This window comes from Frondihabitans sp. GW821-FHT04F02 (genome assembly GCF_059420045.1).
Genome location: NZ_JBWKSZ010000001.1, coordinates 1013521 through 1029715 on the forward strand (window position 1 = coordinate 1013521; position 16195 = coordinate 1029715).

Below are 16195 nucleotides of genomic sequence, written 5' to 3' on the forward strand. Positions count from 1 at the left end.
GTCGTTGTTGGTGTCCATCGTGCCTGAGGCCTCTGTCATCGAGTTGATCGTCGTGGAGCGGGCGGCCGCTACCGCCGGTCGCCGGGCTCGTCGAACCCGAACCCGAAGCCCTGATCCGCCGTCGTCGGCGCCGATACCCCGAAGGCGCCGCCGGTGTCGGTCGGTGCCGCCGGCCCGCCGGTCCGGTGCACGAGCCCTGCGAGAACACCCGGGAGCCGGTCGTTGACGTCGTCGACGAGCTTGCGCTTTCGGTCGGCGTCGGCGTCGCCGCTGACGAGGAGAACGACGGTCGCGTCGTCCGGCCGCGACCCGGGCGTCCAGACGACCACCCAGTGGTTGTGGACGGCCAGGGGCAGGAGAGCGCTCGTTCCGGTCGCGTCGGATGACGGAACCTGGTCGGACGCACTGACCTCGCCCAGCGACGTCGCCACCACGTGGCCGACGCCGAACGGGGATGCGCCGCGCTTCACGGCCAGGCGCAGGCCGGCCACGTCGAGGCTCCGCTCGCCGCCCGGCCGGATGCTCCGGAGGTCGCGCAGGTCGGTCTCGCGCAGCACGAACCGCTCGCCGTCGCGCCGCACGATGCCGTCGACGACCTCGACCGGGATTCGCTGAGACAGGAGCGGAGCCGCTGGGATCCTCGACGCGTACCACTTCGCGAGGTAGAGCAGGCCGAGCGGGATGCCGGGGCCGAGCAGCAGCGCGACGATGAGCGTGAGCAGGAAGTTCGTCTGGTTGAGGGGCTTCCGCACGTCGGCCGTGAACGCCACCGTCGTGGTGAGCACCTTGTCGTCGCCGGCCTTGGGCGCGAGGTCGACGGTGATTGTCCCGTTGATCGAGCCGTTGTCGGCTGTGTCGAATGCGAGCTTCACCGGCAGCGATGCGCCTCCCGAGACGCAGTCGGCCTTCGCAGCCGCGGTCGACGTGACGGCGACCCTGCCGATGTCGCTCGGCGAGGCCGCGATCGACGGCTTCGCCGCGGGAAGCCAGGCGCAGCCCGAGCCGGTCACCGCGAGGTCCGCCGTCGCCTCGGTCTTCCCGTCGACGACGCCGAAGTCGATGCGGTTGGCGACGACGGGGTACTGCGACGGCGGGCGGATCGTGATGGGGACGCTGACCTCGGCGGGCTCGAGCTGCGTGCCCGCGACGGTGGAGCCGTCAGGGGCGGTGGCGTCGGCGGTGGTGAGGTCGAGCGTGAGCTCGAGGGTGGCGGCGCCGGTCGCGAGTTCCTGCACCGTCGTCGTGCTTTTCGAGGGGATGCTCGTCTTGGCGAGGCCGCTCGCGAGCACGAGCTGCTTGCCGGCGGAGTCGACGAGGGTCGCGCTCAGCGTGGCCGCACCCAGGATGGACGACCCGGCGACGGCCTCGCCGCTGCCGTCGACGATGCCGAACGTGCCCGGGAGGGTCTCGCCGCTGTGCACGACGGCGGTCGACTTCTCGCTCCACGCCGGCTTGTAGTCGGACGAGATGTGGATGTTCGACCGCGAGGTCTTGCCCGCCGACGACGAGGTGGGGTCGATGAAGACGAGCTTCCAGAGGCCGGTCCAGCCGCTGCTGCCGCCCGCCTGCGTCTGGTCGATCTCGATCGTGTTGTCGGACTGCCAGGTGTAGGCGACCTTCGCTCCGGCGACCGTGACCGACGACTGCGTGCCCGTGCCCTTGTTCGGCAGAGCCACGGGCGAGCCCGTGGGCCCGACGAGGTCGACGTCGACCTTCGCGATGTCGGCCGACGCGAGGATGTGCACCCTGGAGATCGAGGTGTCGAGCACGTAGCGGTGGAACTGGTCGGTGCAGTAGGTGCCCTGGCAGATGCCGCTCTGCTGCTGGATCGGCGCCTGGCCGGGAGTCGAGATGGCGTCGAACGCGAACAGGAGGTCGCTGATGTCGGAGGCCGTCTCGAAGGCCCCGACGGGCTTCGCGATCGTGCCGCACTTCGTCGACGTCTCGGTGTCGGAGCCCGTCGCGATCGCGTTCAGCAGCCCGAAGTCGTCGGCCGAGGCGCTCGACGACTCGAGCCCGATCGCGAACATCGTGACGTCGGACGACCGGAGCTGGTCGGCGAGGCCGCCCGAGCGGCAGAGCTGATTCTGGGCGTCTTTCTTGACGGTCGCGACTCCGGCCGCGGTCGTCATGTCGGCGCCCGGGGCGAACGGCTTCGTCGTGCCGTACGCCTTCGCGAGCGCGTCGGTCGAGCGCACGTCGTAGTCGAGCTTGCCGTCGGTGAACCAGGCGACGGCCTGGCAGCTCGTCGTCTCACCCCGGTCCGACGCGCGCTGGGCCAGGTCTTTGCGGGCGCCCTCGAGCGCCGACCAGTAGTCGGTCTCGAAGCCGGTGTTCGCGGTCGACAGGCCGTCGATGCTCGAGTCGACCGAGCGGGCGCCCGACGCGCTCAGCGTCGTCCACGCCGAGACCGGGCGGTAGGTCGTGCTGAACGCCGAGACCTTGACCGCGATCGACGAGCCGCTCGTCGCCGCGAACGAGGTGAGCTGGTCGACGAGGTACTTCGCCGCCGTCACGCGGGCGTTCGCCGAGTCGGACTGCTTGAGGCTGCCCGAGTCGTCGATCAGCACCAGGAAGTCGCCCGTGCCGCCGCCCGCGAGGCACGCCCCGTAGTTCGACACCGCCGTCTTGACCGTCGAGCCGCGGGCCGCGACCGTGTGCACCGTCGCCGACGAGGGCGTCGCCTGGGCCGCCCCCGCCACGCCGCCGATCACGAGGGCGGGCACGGCCAGAAGCAGGGCCAGACTCGGGCGCAGGGCTCTCTTCATTCGCAGGAACGCGCGGCCGCGTCGTCCGGCCCGATCGGCCCGGGCGCGCTCGACCCCGCCGCCCCTCACAGCCGCCCCACGTACACGGCGATGCGGAGGGCCGCGGCGATCACGCCGATCAGCACGAGGGCCAGGGCGACCGCGTACAGCACGCGCGTCGAGGCCGGTGACGAGTAGAACGCCCTGGCCCGCTGCCGCGTGTCGTTCACGCTGAAGAGGGCGACGAAGCCGATGCCGATCGGGCCGCCGAGCAGCCACGCGACGACGGCGACGACGATCGACTCACCGAGCAGGGCCGCCAGCACGATGGCGGCGATCCCCGACGCAGCGGCGGCGGCCAGCCAGACGAGGGGCGGGCCGGCGACACCGGCGAGGGTTTGCGTGGCGGGCGACGGCGAGGTCGACCAGCCCGTGCCGGGGTCGTTGCCGTCGACGGAGTCCCACCCGGTGCCCGACGCCGAGCCGGAGCCCGGGTTCGACGAGGTATTCGACGCTGGGTTCGAGAAGTCGAACGGGTCGGACGGAGTCATCGACGCCCCGGGCGGACGCGTCGTCGGCGTCGAGCGGTGAATGCGGACAACTTCTCCCCCAGGTGCTTGCAAGTTCGGAAACTATATCCAATCGACCAGTCCGATTCGTCCGGCTTCGGGACGAGATCGGGTCGGTCGTTGGGACAGGTCGCGGCTGCGGTCAGTTCTGCAGCACGCTGACCCAGAGGCCGATGCTGATGGGCAGGCTGATGTAGCCGATCACGAGGGCGGCCATGGCAAGCCCACCGCCGCGGCGCTTGCCGCGTTTCGCCTGTCGGCGTGCGACGTGGCCGAAGACGATTGCGAGAGGTGCCAGGAAGAAATAGCAGAGCGAGAAGATGAAGGCCCAGATGGCGAAGCCACTGAATTTGAGCAGTGGTGCGCCCGCCGGACGCGCGGGCGCGGTCGGGGCAGGCCCGGCCGAACGGTACGGCGCCATGTAGGCCGGACGGGCGGCCGGCGGGTGCGGGTGCATCGTCGCAGCGGGCCCCGGGCGGGGCGGCGCCGGTGCTGCGGGCTTTGCCGTCGAAAGGGGCGCCGTCGGAGCGGGCGCGGGTGCGGCCCTCGGAGGCGCTACGGCAGCCTTCGGGGGCTCGACGGGCGGGTTCGGCGCCGACACGAGGGGCGTGGCGTCCTGCGTGCAGTACCGCAGGTCGTCGGCATAGGTCGTGTGGCAGGTCGGGCATGCTTGCACGCGCTCATGCTAGCCAGCGGCGCCCCCGGGTCGACCAGCCCCCGACCGGGGCGCGTCGCCGCGCCCGCCGGATCGGCGTGGCCCCGCCGAACCGGCACAGCCCTGCCGAATCGGTCACAATCCCCCGCCGAATCGGCACGGCCCCGCCTTCAGAACTGCGGGCACGAGCCGGTTCGGCGGGGCTGGGCGCGCCGCCCACCTGCGGCCGAGTCGTTGCCGAGGATCACTCACCATGCCGTTAGGATTCGAGGGCCCGCCCACCACGCGGGCAGATCACGTCAGATTCCTCCCGAATAGGAACCCTTTGAAACTCCTCGATCTGGCGCGCTCCCGCGCGCTCGCACTCGCCCTCGCCGGCTCCGTCGCGTTCGGCTCGCTCGTCGCTGTCGACGCGTCCGCCGCCTTCGCCGACGACCCGGCCACCCCGGTCGTCGTCGACCCGGGCACCACCGACCCGGGTACGCCCGCCGACCCCGGCACCCCGGCCGACCCCGGCACCGGCACCACCGACCCGGGCACCGGCACGACAGACCCGGGTGCTGGCACCGACCCGGGCGCGCCTACCTCGATGCCGTTCACGGCGAGCGCGCCGAGTTCGATCTCGCCCGCTCCGCAGGTCGGCAAGTCGGTCACCGCAGTTCCTGCGGTCTGGACCCCTACGCCGAGATTCACCTACCAGTGGCTCCGCGATGACGTCGCGATTGCCAATGCCACGCAAGACACGTACGACGTCACTCCCGCCGACGCCGGCCACATGCTGAGCGTCGACACCACCGGCACCGCCGACGGGTACACGACGAAGATGGAGCCGGGCGCACCGGTGAAGGTGCTACTCGGCACCCTGACACCCGTCACCCCGACGATCCAGGGCACGGCCACCGTCTTCAAGAAGCTGACTGCCTGGACCGGCGACTGGCAGCCCGCCTCCACCTTCACCTACCGCTGGTACCGAGGCACCTCGCCGATCTCGCGCGCGACGAAGAGCGCGTACACGCTGACTCCGTCGGATGCGGGCAAGCCGGTCAGCGTCCGCGTCACGGGTCACGCCACCGGCTACGCTGCAAAGACGGAGCCCTCCGGCGCCGTGAAGATCAGGCTCGCGACGTTCCCGAGGGTCCCGGCCGCGAAGATCACCGGAACCGCCACCGTCACCAAGCACCTCAACGCTAATCACGGCACCTGGCCGGTGTCGGGCGTGAAGTTCTCGTACCGCTGGTACAGCAACGGCAAGCCGATTGCGGGCGCGACGAAGTCGTCGTTCCAGCTGCCGATCTCGTCGGCCGGTACGAAGATCAAGGTCGTCGTCAAGGGCTCCAAGGCGGGCTACGCGTCGGTCTCGAAGACGAGCGCCTCGGTCACTCCGAAGCTCATGAGGTTCGCGAGCACCCCGAAGCCCCAGATCGCAGGAACTCCCCAACAGGGGAAGTCCCTGACCGCCCACGCGGGAACCTGGTCGCCGTCGGGCGCCGCCCTCGCCTACCGCTGGTACCGCAACGGAACCGCCATCGGCGGGGCCACCCACACGACCTACACGGCGACGGCCACAGACGTGGGCAAGCAGATCCGCGTCGCGGTCAAGGCGACGAAGCGCGGCTACTCCGACGCCCGTGTCGTGAGCGACGCCGTCGTCCCGGTCGCTCCGCCGGCGCCGCCGGCCGCGGCTCCCGCGCCCGCCCCGTCGCAGCAGGGCTACATCATCCCCGGTGCGTTCTGCAAGGACGCCGACGTCGGGGACGTGCGCCAGGCCGCCAATGGCCGCTCGTACCGGTGCGGCGGTCACGGCGCAGACGCCAACGGCCACTACCACTGGAACACGATCCCGTAGCCGCCCCGGCTCGGCCAGCGGCGCCCGTCACCCTCGCGGTGGCGGGCGTCGCCATGTCGGGCCGCTGCCGAACGGCCTCCCCCACTCACGGGGGTGTGCCCGGCGCCCGCCGTCGGCGACTATAGACGGACCGGACGAGTGGGTTCGGACGACCTCAGGGGGAACACGTGACACACGGCGGCTACGCGGTCATCGACTTCGAGACGACGGGCTTGTGGCCCGCGAAGCACGATCGGGTCGTCGAGATCGGCGTCGTGCTCGTGTCGGCGAGCGGCGCGGTCGAGGGCGAGTTCGAGACGGTGGTGAATCCGGGGCGCGATCTCGGTCCGACGCACATCCACCGGCTGCGGGGCGCGGACGTCGCCGACGCTCCGGTGTTCGCCGACGTGGTGGGCGAGTTCCTGGACCTCCTGGTGGGTCGGGTGGTCGTGGCGCACAATGCTCGCTTCGAGGTGGACTTCCTGCGCGCCGAGCTCGCACTCGTCGGTCTGGCGTCGCCGCTCGACACCGGCGATGCCCTGTGCACGATGAAGCTGGCGACGCGGTACCTGCCAGGTTCGGGCCGCCGCCTCGCCGACTGCTGCGCCGCGTTCGACATCGAGCTGACGGACGCCCACGAGGCTCTCGCCGACGCCCGGGCCACGGCACGACTGCTGGCCGAGTACCTGCGGGTCGGCGCCGGGGACGCCGGACACTGGGACGAGTGGGGAGAGCGTGCGAAGTTCCTGCGCTGGCCCATCACCTCGTGGCCGGGTACGCCGGCAAAGGCTCGGCCGCGCACGGCGGCTCTCGCGGATGCTCCGACACCTGTGCGGTCGCTCGAGCAGGCGGCGACGCGACTCCCGGCACTCGACACGACGCACGGCGAGTCGCAGTACGCCGCGATGCTCGACCAGGCGCTGTCCGACGGCTACCTGTCGCTCGACGAGGCCGACGCGCTGCGCGACCTTGCGCTGAAGCTCGGCATCGACGCCGTCCGTCGCCGGGTGCTGCACGAGGACTACTTCCGGGCGCTCGTCGACGCCGTGTGGATGGACGGCATCCTGACCTCCGACGAGCGGGCGGAGCTCGACTCCGTGGCACGGATGCTGGATATCTCGAACGAGATGCAGCAGGCCGCGCTCGTCCCGCCCGCGCCGGGCGGGTTCGGCGCGACGCTGAACCGAACCGACAACGTCGAGCTCAACCCCGGCGACGTCGTCGTGCTGACCGGCGACATGTGGCTGCCGCGCGGCGAGATCGAGAAGCGCCTGGCCGCCCACGGCATCGTTGTGTGGCCGGCGATCACCAAGAAGACGGCGCTGCTCATCGCCGCCGACCCGACGTCGCTGTCGGGCAAGGCGCGGAAGGCCCGCGACTACGGCATCCCAGTCGCCGCCGAAGAGGACCTGAAGCGCGTTCTCGCCTAGCTGATCCTGCGGCTCAACCCACCGATCCGGCGTGAACTAACCGATCCGGCCCAGGCACAAGTCCGCGGACGGGCGGATTGGCCGACGGACAGGCTTCGCCGTTGGGCGCTTGACGTGCCTAAACAACATAGCTAGGTTAAACCGCATGGAACCACTCCAGCGCATCACCCAGCCCACCCGCGACGTGCTCGCCGCCCTGCTGCAGGGCGGCGACGAGCCCGTCTGGGGCCTGCTCATCATGAAGAGCACGGGCCGACCGTCAGGAACGATCTACCCGATCCTGGAGCGGCTCGAACGCCAGGGGTGGGTGCTCGCGTCGTGGGAGGCCGACACCGACCGCCTCGGCCCGCGTCGCCGGTTCTACGAGTTCACCGCCGACGGCCGCGTGGCCGCCGCCGAGGTGCTCGCGGCTCCGGCCCCGGCCCCGAGGCCGTCCCGAGCGGCGGGTGCAGCCGGCAGCACGGCGTCCGGAACGGCGGCCACCGCATGAGCCGCCTCGCCGCGCGCATCGTCGCCGTCGCCGCCGCGCTCTCCCCCGCCGAGCAGCGCGGCGAGCGCCGCGAGACATGGCAGGCCGACATCCGGGATGCCACGTCACTCGACCTCTCTCCCACTCGTATCGCCCTAGGAGCCCTGTCCACCGTGATCCTCCATCCGTCGCCCCGCCGCGAAGCCCGCCTGCCCATCGCCGCGCAGCCGCACACGATCCGGACCATCCCGGTGCTCGTGGCCGTGGCCTTCCTCTCGGTGCTGGCCGGCGGCGCGCTGATCGCGCTCCTCGGCCGGTACAGCGGGTCGCCGTCGCTGGTCACGGCCAAGTGGATGGCGCTCGGACTGCTGTCCGCAGTTCCTGCGCTGGCTCTCATGGGCGCAGCCCTTCTCGTCGAGGGCGCCTCGCGTCGCGCCCGGGCCATCGCCTGCGTCGCATTTGCCGTTGCGACATTCCTCTTCACGGCCCCGCTCACAGGCGCGCTGCGCTCGACCTGGATCTGCACCGCCCTCGCCGCAGCCCTGGCACTCGGCACCTGGCTCGCCCTTCGTGGCCGGCTGCGCTCGTCGTGGTTGCTGATCGTCGCGCCCGCCGTGGCGACGTTCGCGGTCGAGCTTCTCGTCCCTGCGACCCTGACGCTCCCGTCGACGCCGGTAGCCGTGCTGACGATGGCCTACTGGGGCCTGACCCTCGTGCCGTTCGCAGTCGTCGTCGCGTGCGTGCGGCTGGCCGTCGGCGCTCCCGTGGCGGGTGCCGGGCGCGAGGCTGGGCCCTCCGTTTCGGCCTAAACCGGCCGAACACCGCCGCACCGCCGCGCCGTAGGCTCGACGCATGATCGACCCCTCCGACGTCCTGGCCCACTGGGGCTGGGTCTACGACACCGACGACCGGGGCCCGATGAGCGGCGAGTTCGCACTCCTGACCGACGGGTCGCTCTTCATCCGGTCGGGCGGCTCGAGCAGCCACCAGGGCGAGACGACGTGGCGGTTCAGCGACTGGACTCCCATGCGTGCCTGGGAGCCCGTCACCGACGCCGACGCAGCGATGGCCGCGATCAAGGAGCGCTACTACTCGCTCGCGGCGCCCGGTCCTGTGCCCGTCGACGCCACGGAGGCCGGGCCGTTCCCCAGCCACCCGGAGAGAGCCCGCTACCTCTAGCAGCCCCTCCCTCTTGCTCTGCCGCTCTTCCCACCGAATGCGCACGATCGCGTAAATTGGCTCCGTGCCCACCCCCTACCGCGACTCCGCCGACAGGCTCCTCACCGACTATCCGCGACCGAGCGTCGCCGTCGATACGGCCGTGCTGACGGTGACCCCGGAGGCCGAGCTCGGCGTGCTCCTGGTCCGCTCGGAGGCTGGCGGGTGGCGGCTGCCGGGCACGTTCCTGCACCCGGGAGAGCGCCTGGTCGACGCGGTCATCCGCGCCCTCGACGTCAAGGCCGGAGTCCGCGGGCTCGCCCCTCGCCAGCTCCACGTCTTCGACGAGCCCGACCGAGACGATCGCGGCTGGGTGCTGTCGGTGGCGCACCTCGACGTCGTGCCCTTCGATTCTCTGGCGCAGGATCCCGACCGCGCCACGATCGTCCCCACCGCCGCGCTCGAGGCCTGGCTCCCCGCTCCCCTCCCCTACGGCCACGCGCAGATCATCGCTGTGGCCGTCGCCGAGCTCCGCGCTGAGTACGCCGAGCGCCCCGACCCGGCGGGCCTGCTGCCGGAGCCGTTCACCCTCAGCTCGCTGCGCCGCCTCCACGAGGCGGTGGCCGGCCGCCGTCTCCTGCCGGACTCATTCCGCCGCCTGATGCAGCCGCAGCTGGCCCCCACAGACGACGTCTCCGAGGGCTCGGTCGGCAAGCCCGCGCGCCTCTTCCGGCGCGAGCCCGCCGCCTGACCCCCGCGCTCGCGCCCGACGACATTTTTGTCACCCCACGACACCGCTTTCGCCCCACGACACCGCTTCGGCCCCACGACACCGGCGATATCCGGTGTCCTCCGGCGATTCCGGTGTCAGGCCGTCGCCCGCGGCGCGGCGCGGCGCCGCTCGGCGAGCCGACCGACCGACGGACCGCCCGCTAGCCCAGCAGCCCCGTCGATACCCCGATCAGCACGAAGATCCCGACGGCGATGAACACCGCACCGCCGACCGCCATGAGCGCCGGCGACTGCGTGTTCGGGCCGACCCGGATGCCGCGCCGCTCGCGCTGAGCTCGAGCCGCGCGAGAGATGTGCCCGCGGAAGAGGATGAAGCACACCCCGAACACGATGGCGAGAGGCCCCCACACCAGGGCGAAAACGTGAGCGTCCATCCCTCGACTCAACCGCACGGGACAGACGAATGCCCGGCGGGCCTTCTGCCGAACTCGTTCCGCCTGACCCCGAGCAGGTGTAGCTTGCCCGTCATGGCCACGAACAGACGCATTCCGAACCTCCACCCGTGGTGGCGCGTGCTCGGCGTCGGCATGACCCTGGCCCTCGCCGTCGCGGCGATCGTGATGTTCGCCCTTCACGAGCACGACGCACAGGAGGTCTTCGACGTCGGCGCACTCGTCGGAGCAGCGACAGCCGTCTCGTGGGCGATCCTGCGGCACCGGTACGAGCCGCCCGACGACGAGCCGGCCGACTCCTAGCCCAGCCGCAACGTCACGTCTGCGATCAGGACAGAGCTCCCCCGCTCACAGCGGATCGCGCTCGTTCAGCTCCGCGAGCGCCTGCCGGGCACGCTCGACACGGTCGCCGACCGGTTCGTCCCACCAGTACGGTCCGCGCTCTCCGAGGCCGTGCTTGGCCAGACCGACGCGATCCCGCGCCTCCCGCTCCGCTTCGGACTCGCCCGCCCTCTTGGCCACGCCGACGGCCGACCGGGCCCGGCCGAGGTGACGCTTGAGGTCGTGGACGACCTCGTCGGGCAGTTGCGGGTCGGTGCGACGCCACCGTCGCCCGCCGATGACGAGCCATCGCTCGTCATCGTGAGGCATTTCTGAAACCTACGCGCAGCCCGTGTGCGCGGCCTACTTCAGGTTCTGCCGGGGTACGACGACCTCGCGCAGGATCAGCATCGCCGCCGCCGCTACCGGCACCGCGATGAGCGCTCCGAGCACGCCGAGGAGCGTTCCGCCGACGAGCGCGGCGATGACCACCATGGCGCCCGGCACGTGCACGGCCCGACGCATGACCCGCGGCGCCAGGAGGTACGCCTCGACCTGCATGTAGACGAGGTACCAGATGCCGAGCACGATCCAGGTCGACGGGTGCGTGGGCAGCAGGGCGAGCTGGGCGAGCACGATGACGGCGGCCGCGGAGACGGTGCCGACCAGCGGGATGAGGGCGCCGACGAAGGCGACGAACGCGAAGAAGGCGGGCAGCTGGGCACCCGTGATGCTGAGGATGATGAAGCTGCACACGCCGTTCAGGAGCGCCAGGGCGACCTGGCCGAGCACGTAGCGCCCGACCGACTCGCTGATCTCCTCGGCGAGGCGACTGAACTCCGGTCGCCCGGAGGCGGGCACCAGCGCGTACAGGCCCCGTTTCATGCTCCGCAGCGACGCCATGAAGTACAGGGTCAGGATGATGACGGCGATGGTTCCGGCGACTCCGTTGCCGATCGCGGCGCCGACGGCCAGCAGGCCGCCGCCGATGGTCGCCAGGTTCTTCGGATCCGTGACGAACGACACCCCGCTGTCGACGAGCGACTGGATGTCGAGGGTCGATTTCGGCACGAGCTCCTGGACGCTGTCGATGATGCCCTGGGAGGTCGTGTTCTGCACGTAGCTCGCGAGGTTGCCGATGAGCGTGCTCGTCTGCGAGATCACGGTCGGGACGATGGCGAAGACGATTCCGGCGAGCGCGATGAGGACCCCTACCGTGACGATGGTCACGGCGAGGGGTCGCGACAGCTTCCGGCGTTCGAGCCAGACGACGAGCGGGTCGAGCCCGAGGGCGAGGAAGAGCGCGATGCCGATGTACGTGATGACCGTGGTCAGGTGGCCCAGGGCCGTGCCGATGACGATGGCGGTCAGGACGCCGAGGCCGCCCACGAGGCCGAGACGGAAGGCGGAGTGAATTCGCACGGGGTTCTCCTCCGGCGAGAGAGCGGGCTTGTGCTCCGGCCGGTCGGAGCGCGCCCTGTGGCGAGACCGCCGACCTCCGACCCTATCGACGTCGCGACCGTCGCGACCGCCTCGTCAGTCGGCGTCGACGCCCGTCACCGCGATGGCTACGCCCGGCGCGATGAGGAGGTCAGTGGCACGATACGATCCCTCGCCGTGGTTGACCCGGAGCCAGAACGGCTCCCTCGCGCTGACGGCTCCGGCGATCTGCGCCTTCACCTCCTCGAGATCGACGTCTGCCACGGTGTAGTCGACCCCGCCGTAGGTGATCGATACGCGCTTCATCGAGCGGCCGGAGCATCGCCGGCGGGGCCATGCGGCTCGGGAAGCACCTGCAGGCCGTGCGGAGCGTTGGCGGACTGCTCGAGGAGGCCCAGCCACTCGCGGTTCAGCCCAGGCATCCGCGAGCCGTAGAACTTGAAGACGAGCGAGATCGTCGGATGCACCCAGATGGTCGTCCGGCCGTCGCCGACGCGCTGGTCGTCTTTCCACGAGAAGTAGAACGACTCGTTCCGCCTGAGCTTCGAGCCGATCACGACCTGGAGATGCCCCAGGGTCCTGTCGTCGAATTCGACGCTCAGCGCCTGGCCGTACGTCAGATTGCCCATGAGGCACCTTCATCCCGCTGGCGAGGGTCGCACGGAGTGCGACCCGCTCGCACGCTGCAGGCCCTCATGGTTGCACAGGCTGTCGCTGTTCGGGGCATCGCCTAGTAGTCGGTCGGGTACGCATCGTCGATCTCGGGGTCGTCTTCCGTCAGGGGTCGTGGCATGCCCAAAGCGGCGGTCAGGCGCTCGATGTCGGCCACTACGCCGGCGTCCTCGACGTCGTCGTAGTCGCTGGGCTCGGGGACCATCAAAAGCTGACTCGCAGGGCCGATCAGGATCTTCGCGGTCGCCGTCAGGCCCGACGCGAGAACGATCGGGAACGAGACCAGGTCGGACTTCTCGTTCAGCGCGAGCGCCTGCGCGTAGCGGCCGATCGCGTCGGCGATGCGGTCCCCCGTCACGATGGAGCCGGACGCATAGGTGATTCGCTGCACAGCGTCCTCTCGTCTACCTGGCCGGCTTCGAATCAGGCGAAGCCGGCCAGGATCACCAGACGAACGGTCGTCGTCGGCCACGTCGACGCTACGGGTAAACGCGGACGGGGATGAGGGTCTTGACAGTTCCTGCGAATCGCTTCGTTCTCAGGAGGCGTCGCCCGATGCGGGCGGGTTCTCGGCGAACCAGCCGATGAGCTGACTCAGGGCGAGCGACGTGCCGCCGCGCGGGGAGCCGTTGCCCGAGATGTCGTCGAAGGCGGTGCGGTAGCCGGGGATCTCGTCGGCCATCGTGTCGGTGACGGGGCGGTACGCCATCGTCCACTCGGGGAACCGCCTCTCGGGCAGGATCTCCTCGAGCTGCGTCTCGACCTGACCGTGGCGGGGGTCGGCCTGGATGATCGCCATGCGTTCGCGGACGACGTCGAGGGGCCCTTCGATCAGCTGGAGGAAGTAGCCGTCGCGGTAGAGCAGAAGCCCTGTGAGGCCGAGCCGCTTGTTGTTCGATCGGCTGTTCATCAGGAGGACGGCGAGATCAGCGTCCGTGAATTCGGTGGTGGCGACGCTGGAGTAGACGATTGACAGCAAGTAGAACCCTTCGACTCGCTGAGGCTACTGCGTCACGGCGCCGGCGGGCGGCTCACCGTGTGCGCTTGCCCCCGACCCCCGGCACCGCCGCCACCTGCCGCATCCACTCGGCGACCTGCACCTCGTCGAGATCGGCGAGGGTCCGCAGCTCCACTCCGCGCGTCGCCTTGCCCATCCCGGTCGGAGTCACTGGCGGAACAGGATCGAGCACCGTCGCCGCGTTGATGAACATGAGCTTGACGTGGCCCGCGAACCCGCCGCTGCTGAAGCACCAGCCGTCGCCGACACCGTAGTACGCCATGCCCCACTTCACCGACCGGTGGAGGCCGGGCAGCGTCGCGGCCGCCAGCGCGTCCACCGCCTCGGCGACGCCGCGCTGCGGTTGCGGAAGGCTCTCGATGTAGGCGAGCACCGGGGCGTCGCCGTCGGCGGCCTTGGCGGGGCTGGCCCGCCCTGTCATGCCCTCTGGCAGCACGAACGGTGCGGCTGAGTCGTCATCGGGCTTCATGTCGTCATTCCTACCCCCGTGCCGGGCCGCCTCGGCGTGCCGGAGGTCAGAGTAGAGGCATGGACACATCAGACGTCGCCCGCGCACCCCTGCCGGCGACCGTCGGCAGGCGACCGGGCTGACCGAGCGCCATCGCCAGCATCGTCGTGCTCGTCTGCGCAGGACCAGTCGGCTGGCTCGTGCTTCTCGCGATCCTCGTCCCCGCAGATCGGGGCGAGGAGTCGGCGTCGGTCGCCCTCGGCATCGTCAGCGGCAGCGTCTGGGCTGTGCTCGTCGTCATCTCGGCGCTCCTGGCCTTCGCCGGCCGCAGGCGCCGCGGCGCTGTCCTCTTCGTGCCGCCGCTGCTCATCAGCCTCGCCATCACGCTCGCTCCGCTCGTCGAGGCCTCGGCCTAGGGCCCGCCTGCCACGCGGCCGGTGAGACGATGACAGGCTGGCCTCCCCCTGACCGACACGGCTTGTTTAATACAGCCATCACTGTATTAATGGTCTGGTGCTGACCCTCTCCTCCCGCCTCGACGTCATGAACCGTCTCGGTCGCGCCATGGCCGATCCGTCACGGTCGAGGATCCTGCTCGTCTTGATGGAGGGGGCGTCGTACCCGGCGGCCCTCGCAGACCGTCTTGGAATGACGCGGCAGAACGTGTCGAATCACCTGACCTGCCTCCGCGACTGCGGCATCGTCGTGGGAGAACCCGAAGGTCGGCGGACTCGCTACGAGATCAGCGACGCGCATCTGGCCCGCGCGCTCGAAGCGCTTCTCGACGTCGTGCTCGCGGTCGACACGTCGGCTGCGTGCAACGACGAGGGCTGCACTGTTCCGGGCTGCTGCGAGTCGTGCTCGTGAGCGCGCTGACAGGAACGTCGCCGCGCCGCGCAGCCCTGCAGCGTCGCCTCCGCCTGGTGGTCGGGATCACCATTGGCTACAACCTGGTCGAAGCGGTCATCGCCCTCAGCTCCGGTGCGGCCTCGTCGTCGACGGCGCTCATCGGGTTCGGCCTCGACTCGACCATCGAGGTCTTGTCGGCCGGCGCCGTCGCCTGGCAGTTCACGCGGAGAGAACCCGAGCGATACGAGAAGGGAACGCTCCGCGTCATCGCCCTGGCGTTCTTCGCCCTCGCCGCCTACGTGCTCACGACCTCGACGCTCGCGCTCATCGGCCTCGACCGGCCCGAGCACTCGACCGTCGGCATCGTGCTGACGGCCGTCAGCGTCGTCGTGATGCCGGGGCTGTCACTCGTCGAGCGGCGTACCGGCATCGAGCTCGGCTCGGCGACGGCGATCGCCGACTCCAAGCAGACGCTGATCTGCACCTATCTCTCGGCCGCGGTGCTGGTCGGGCTGATCCTGAACGCGCTGTTCGGCTGGTGGTGGGCCGACCCGGTCGCGGCGCTCGTGATCGTCGTCTTCGCCCTGCGCGAGGGCATCGAGGCCTGGCGGGGCGATGCCTGCGCCACCTCGGTGGGCATGCTCCTCGACGACGAGGAAGACGAGCACGGCCACGGCCACGGGGAAGCCGACCACGAGCACTCCGGCCGCTGACCCCGGACCCGTCTTCGCGGCTGTCGACCCGCCCCGCCGACCCCGCTCAGTCGTCGCTGTCGACGGTGTTCGTGACGACGGCGCCGGTGCTGCTGTCGAGACGGATGCTGTGCTTGGCGCCGGCCGCGTCGACGACGTCGCCCTCCCAGACGGTCTTCCCGAGGTGGTCGTCCAGACCGAGCTCGACGACCGTGCCTGCCACGGTGGCCGTCATCGTCGACGCGGCCTTCGCGTAGCCGATGCCCGAGGCGGCGACGAACGCCTTGTTCTCGGCGAGGTCCTCGGCGTCCGTCGACTTCTTCGCGGGCCCGGCGGTGATCGACGTGCCATCCGCGCCCGTGTGGACCTCCTGCTCGGCTCCGTCTGACGTCGCGACCAGGATCTCCCACGACGTCGCGCCGGCCTCCTGCTCGATCGACAGGATCGACCCCCCGGAGACCGCGGCCAGGGCGGTCTTCGCAGCCGTCGTCAGGGCCCCGGCGTCCGAGTCGCTCGACGTGGCCCCGGGTGCGGGTGACGAGGTCGTGGCAGGAGCCGAGGCCGCGGTGGTCGGCGAGCTCCCCGAGCCTGCGCCCTGATCGGCGGTGGAGGTCGAGCAGCCGGCGAGGGCGAGAGCGCCGACCAGGGGAAGGGCGACGGCGAGGGCGATGGTCTGGGGCTTCTTCGTGGTGAACATGCGTCCAGAGTGCCGGGGCGA

22 protein-coding genes are annotated in these 16195 nt (G+C 70.7%); 10 read left to right on the top strand and 12 right to left on the bottom strand.

Annotated elements, in window-relative coordinates; translation table 11 throughout:
• Nucleotides 1-68 precede the first annotated feature (68 nt).
• The 3 genes from AC07TY_RS04735 to AC07TY_RS04745 all read right to left on the bottom strand — a co-directional run bounded on the left by AC07TY_RS04735 (nucleotide 69) and on the right by AC07TY_RS04745 (nucleotide 3992).
• Nucleotides 69-2768, bottom strand: a complete 2700-nt coding sequence (locus AC07TY_RS04735; protein WP_494784477.1) for a VWA domain-containing protein — start codon at nucleotides 2766-2768, stop codon at nucleotides 69-71.
• Between the two features lie 65 nt (nucleotides 2769-2833).
• Complete coding sequence (locus AC07TY_RS04740) at nucleotides 2834-3298, bottom strand: hypothetical protein (RefSeq protein WP_494784478.1); 465 nt, start codon at nucleotides 3296-3298, stop codon at nucleotides 2834-2836.
• Nucleotides 3299-3458: 160 nt separating this feature from the next.
• Complete coding sequence (locus tag AC07TY_RS04745; protein ID WP_494784479.1) at nucleotides 3459-3992, bottom strand: DUF4190 domain-containing protein; 534 nt, start codon at nucleotides 3990-3992, stop codon at nucleotides 3459-3461.
• 304 nt (nucleotides 3993-4296) lie between these two features.
• Between AC07TY_RS04745 and AC07TY_RS04750 the strand changes: the two genes are divergently transcribed.
• The 6 genes from AC07TY_RS04750 (at nucleotide 4297) to AC07TY_RS04775 (ending at nucleotide 9604) form a co-directional block, all read left to right on the top strand.
• Complete coding sequence (locus AC07TY_RS04750) at nucleotides 4297-5817, top strand: hypothetical protein (RefSeq protein ID WP_494784480.1); 1521 nt, start codon at nucleotides 4297-4299, stop codon at nucleotides 5815-5817.
• A 167-nt stretch (nucleotides 5818-5984) separates the two neighbouring features.
• Complete coding sequence (locus AC07TY_RS04755; protein ID WP_494784481.1) at nucleotides 5985-7226, top strand: exonuclease domain-containing protein; 1242 nt, start codon at nucleotides 5985-5987, stop codon at nucleotides 7224-7226.
• 145 nt (nucleotides 7227-7371) lie between these two features.
• Nucleotides 7372-7716 carry a PadR family transcriptional regulator gene (locus AC07TY_RS04760; protein WP_494784482.1) on the top strand — a complete coding sequence of 115 codons (345 nt, stop codon included), beginning with the start codon at nucleotides 7372-7374 and terminating at the stop codon, nucleotides 7714-7716.
• Nucleotides 7713-8504, top strand: coding sequence for a hypothetical protein (locus tag AC07TY_RS04765; protein WP_494784483.1), 792 nt, complete (start codon nucleotides 7713-7715; stop codon nucleotides 8502-8504). The genes AC07TY_RS04760 and AC07TY_RS04765 overlap by 4 nt, the downstream gene beginning before the upstream one ends.
• A 43-nt stretch (nucleotides 8505-8547) precedes the next feature.
• The gene (locus tag AC07TY_RS04770; protein WP_494784484.1) at nucleotides 8548-8874 is read left to right on the top strand and encodes a hypothetical protein; all 327 of its coding nucleotides are present in this window, start codon (nucleotides 8548-8550) and stop codon (nucleotides 8872-8874) included.
• Between the two features lie 64 nt (nucleotides 8875-8938).
• Nucleotides 8939-9604, top strand: coding sequence for an NUDIX hydrolase (locus tag AC07TY_RS04775; protein WP_494784485.1), 666 nt, complete (start codon nucleotides 8939-8941; stop codon nucleotides 9602-9604).
• A 181-nt stretch (nucleotides 9605-9785) separates the two neighbouring features.
• Here AC07TY_RS04775 and AC07TY_RS04780 read toward each other — a convergent pair whose 3' ends face one another.
• Nucleotides 9786-10019, bottom strand: coding sequence for a hypothetical protein (locus AC07TY_RS04780; RefSeq protein ID WP_494784486.1), 234 nt, complete (start codon nucleotides 10017-10019; stop codon nucleotides 9786-9788).
• A gap of 93 nt (nucleotides 10020-10112) precedes the next feature.
• On the opposite strand from AC07TY_RS04780, the gene AC07TY_RS04785 reads away from it, so the two are divergent.
• Nucleotides 10113-10340 carry a hypothetical protein gene (locus AC07TY_RS04785; RefSeq protein ID WP_494784487.1) on the top strand — a complete coding sequence of 76 codons (228 nt, stop codon included), beginning with the start codon at nucleotides 10113-10115 and terminating at the stop codon, nucleotides 10338-10340.
• Nucleotides 10341-10385: 45 nt separating this feature from the next.
• Here the strand turns inward: AC07TY_RS04785 and AC07TY_RS04790 are convergent, their stop codons facing one another.
• The 7 genes from AC07TY_RS04790 to AC07TY_RS04820 form a co-directional block, all read right to left on the bottom strand.
• Nucleotides 10386-10688, bottom strand: coding sequence for a biopolymer transporter Tol (locus tag AC07TY_RS04790; RefSeq protein WP_123504326.1), 303 nt, complete (start codon nucleotides 10686-10688; stop codon nucleotides 10386-10388).
• Nucleotides 10689-10721: 33 nt separating this feature from the next.
• Nucleotides 10722-11780, bottom strand: coding sequence for an AI-2E family transporter (locus AC07TY_RS04795; protein ID WP_494784488.1), 1059 nt, complete (start codon nucleotides 11778-11780; stop codon nucleotides 10722-10724).
• A 114-nt stretch (nucleotides 11781-11894) separates the two neighbouring features.
• Nucleotides 11895-12104 carry a hypothetical protein gene (locus AC07TY_RS04800; protein WP_494784489.1) on the bottom strand — a complete coding sequence of 70 codons (210 nt, stop codon included), beginning with the start codon at nucleotides 12102-12104 and terminating at the stop codon, nucleotides 11895-11897.
• Nucleotides 12101-12427, bottom strand: a complete 327-nt coding sequence (locus tag AC07TY_RS04805) for a DUF7882 family protein (RefSeq protein WP_123504323.1) — start codon at nucleotides 12425-12427, stop codon at nucleotides 12101-12103. Before AC07TY_RS04805 ends, AC07TY_RS04800 begins: the two co-directional genes overlap by 4 nt.
• 101 nt (nucleotides 12428-12528) lie before the next feature.
• On the bottom strand, nucleotides 12529-12861 hold the full coding sequence (locus tag AC07TY_RS04810; RefSeq protein ID WP_123504322.1) for a hypothetical protein: 333 nt from the start codon (nucleotides 12859-12861) through the stop codon (nucleotides 12529-12531).
• 147 nt (nucleotides 12862-13008) lie between these two features.
• Nucleotides 13009-13449 carry a BLUF domain-containing protein gene (locus AC07TY_RS04815; protein WP_488626028.1) on the bottom strand — a complete coding sequence of 147 codons (441 nt, stop codon included), beginning with the start codon at nucleotides 13447-13449 and terminating at the stop codon, nucleotides 13009-13011.
• 52 nt (nucleotides 13450-13501) lie between these two features.
• Nucleotides 13502-13957, bottom strand: a complete 456-nt coding sequence (locus tag AC07TY_RS04820) for a DUF1801 domain-containing protein (protein WP_494784490.1) — start codon at nucleotides 13955-13957, stop codon at nucleotides 13502-13504.
• A gap of 146 nt (nucleotides 13958-14103) precedes the next feature.
• On the opposite strand from AC07TY_RS04820, the gene AC07TY_RS04825 reads away from it, so the two are divergent.
• From AC07TY_RS04825 to AC07TY_RS04835, 3 genes are all read left to right on the top strand, one after another.
• Nucleotides 14104-14352, top strand: a complete 249-nt coding sequence (locus tag AC07TY_RS04825) for a hypothetical protein (RefSeq protein WP_494784491.1) — start codon at nucleotides 14104-14106, stop codon at nucleotides 14350-14352.
• Between the two features lie 97 nt (nucleotides 14353-14449).
• Nucleotides 14450-14803: a Cd(II)/Pb(II)-sensing metalloregulatory transcriptional regulator CmtR gene (gene cmtR / locus AC07TY_RS04830; protein WP_494784492.1), complete on the top strand. Its 354-nt coding sequence runs from the start codon at nucleotides 14450-14452 to the stop codon at nucleotides 14801-14803.
• 5 nt (nucleotides 14804-14808) lie between these two features.
• A complete protein-coding gene (locus tag AC07TY_RS04835; protein WP_494784558.1) occupies nucleotides 14809-15498 on the top strand; it encodes a cation efflux transmembrane domain-containing protein in 690 nt (229 codons plus the stop codon).
• A 46-nt stretch (nucleotides 15499-15544) separates the two neighbouring features.
• On the opposite strand, the gene AC07TY_RS04840 is transcribed toward AC07TY_RS04835, so the two are convergent.
• Nucleotides 15545-16174: a PepSY domain-containing protein gene (locus tag AC07TY_RS04840; RefSeq protein WP_494784493.1), complete on the bottom strand. Its 630-nt coding sequence runs from the start codon at nucleotides 16172-16174 to the stop codon at nucleotides 15545-15547.
• Between the last annotated feature and the right edge of the window lie 21 nt (nucleotides 16175-16195).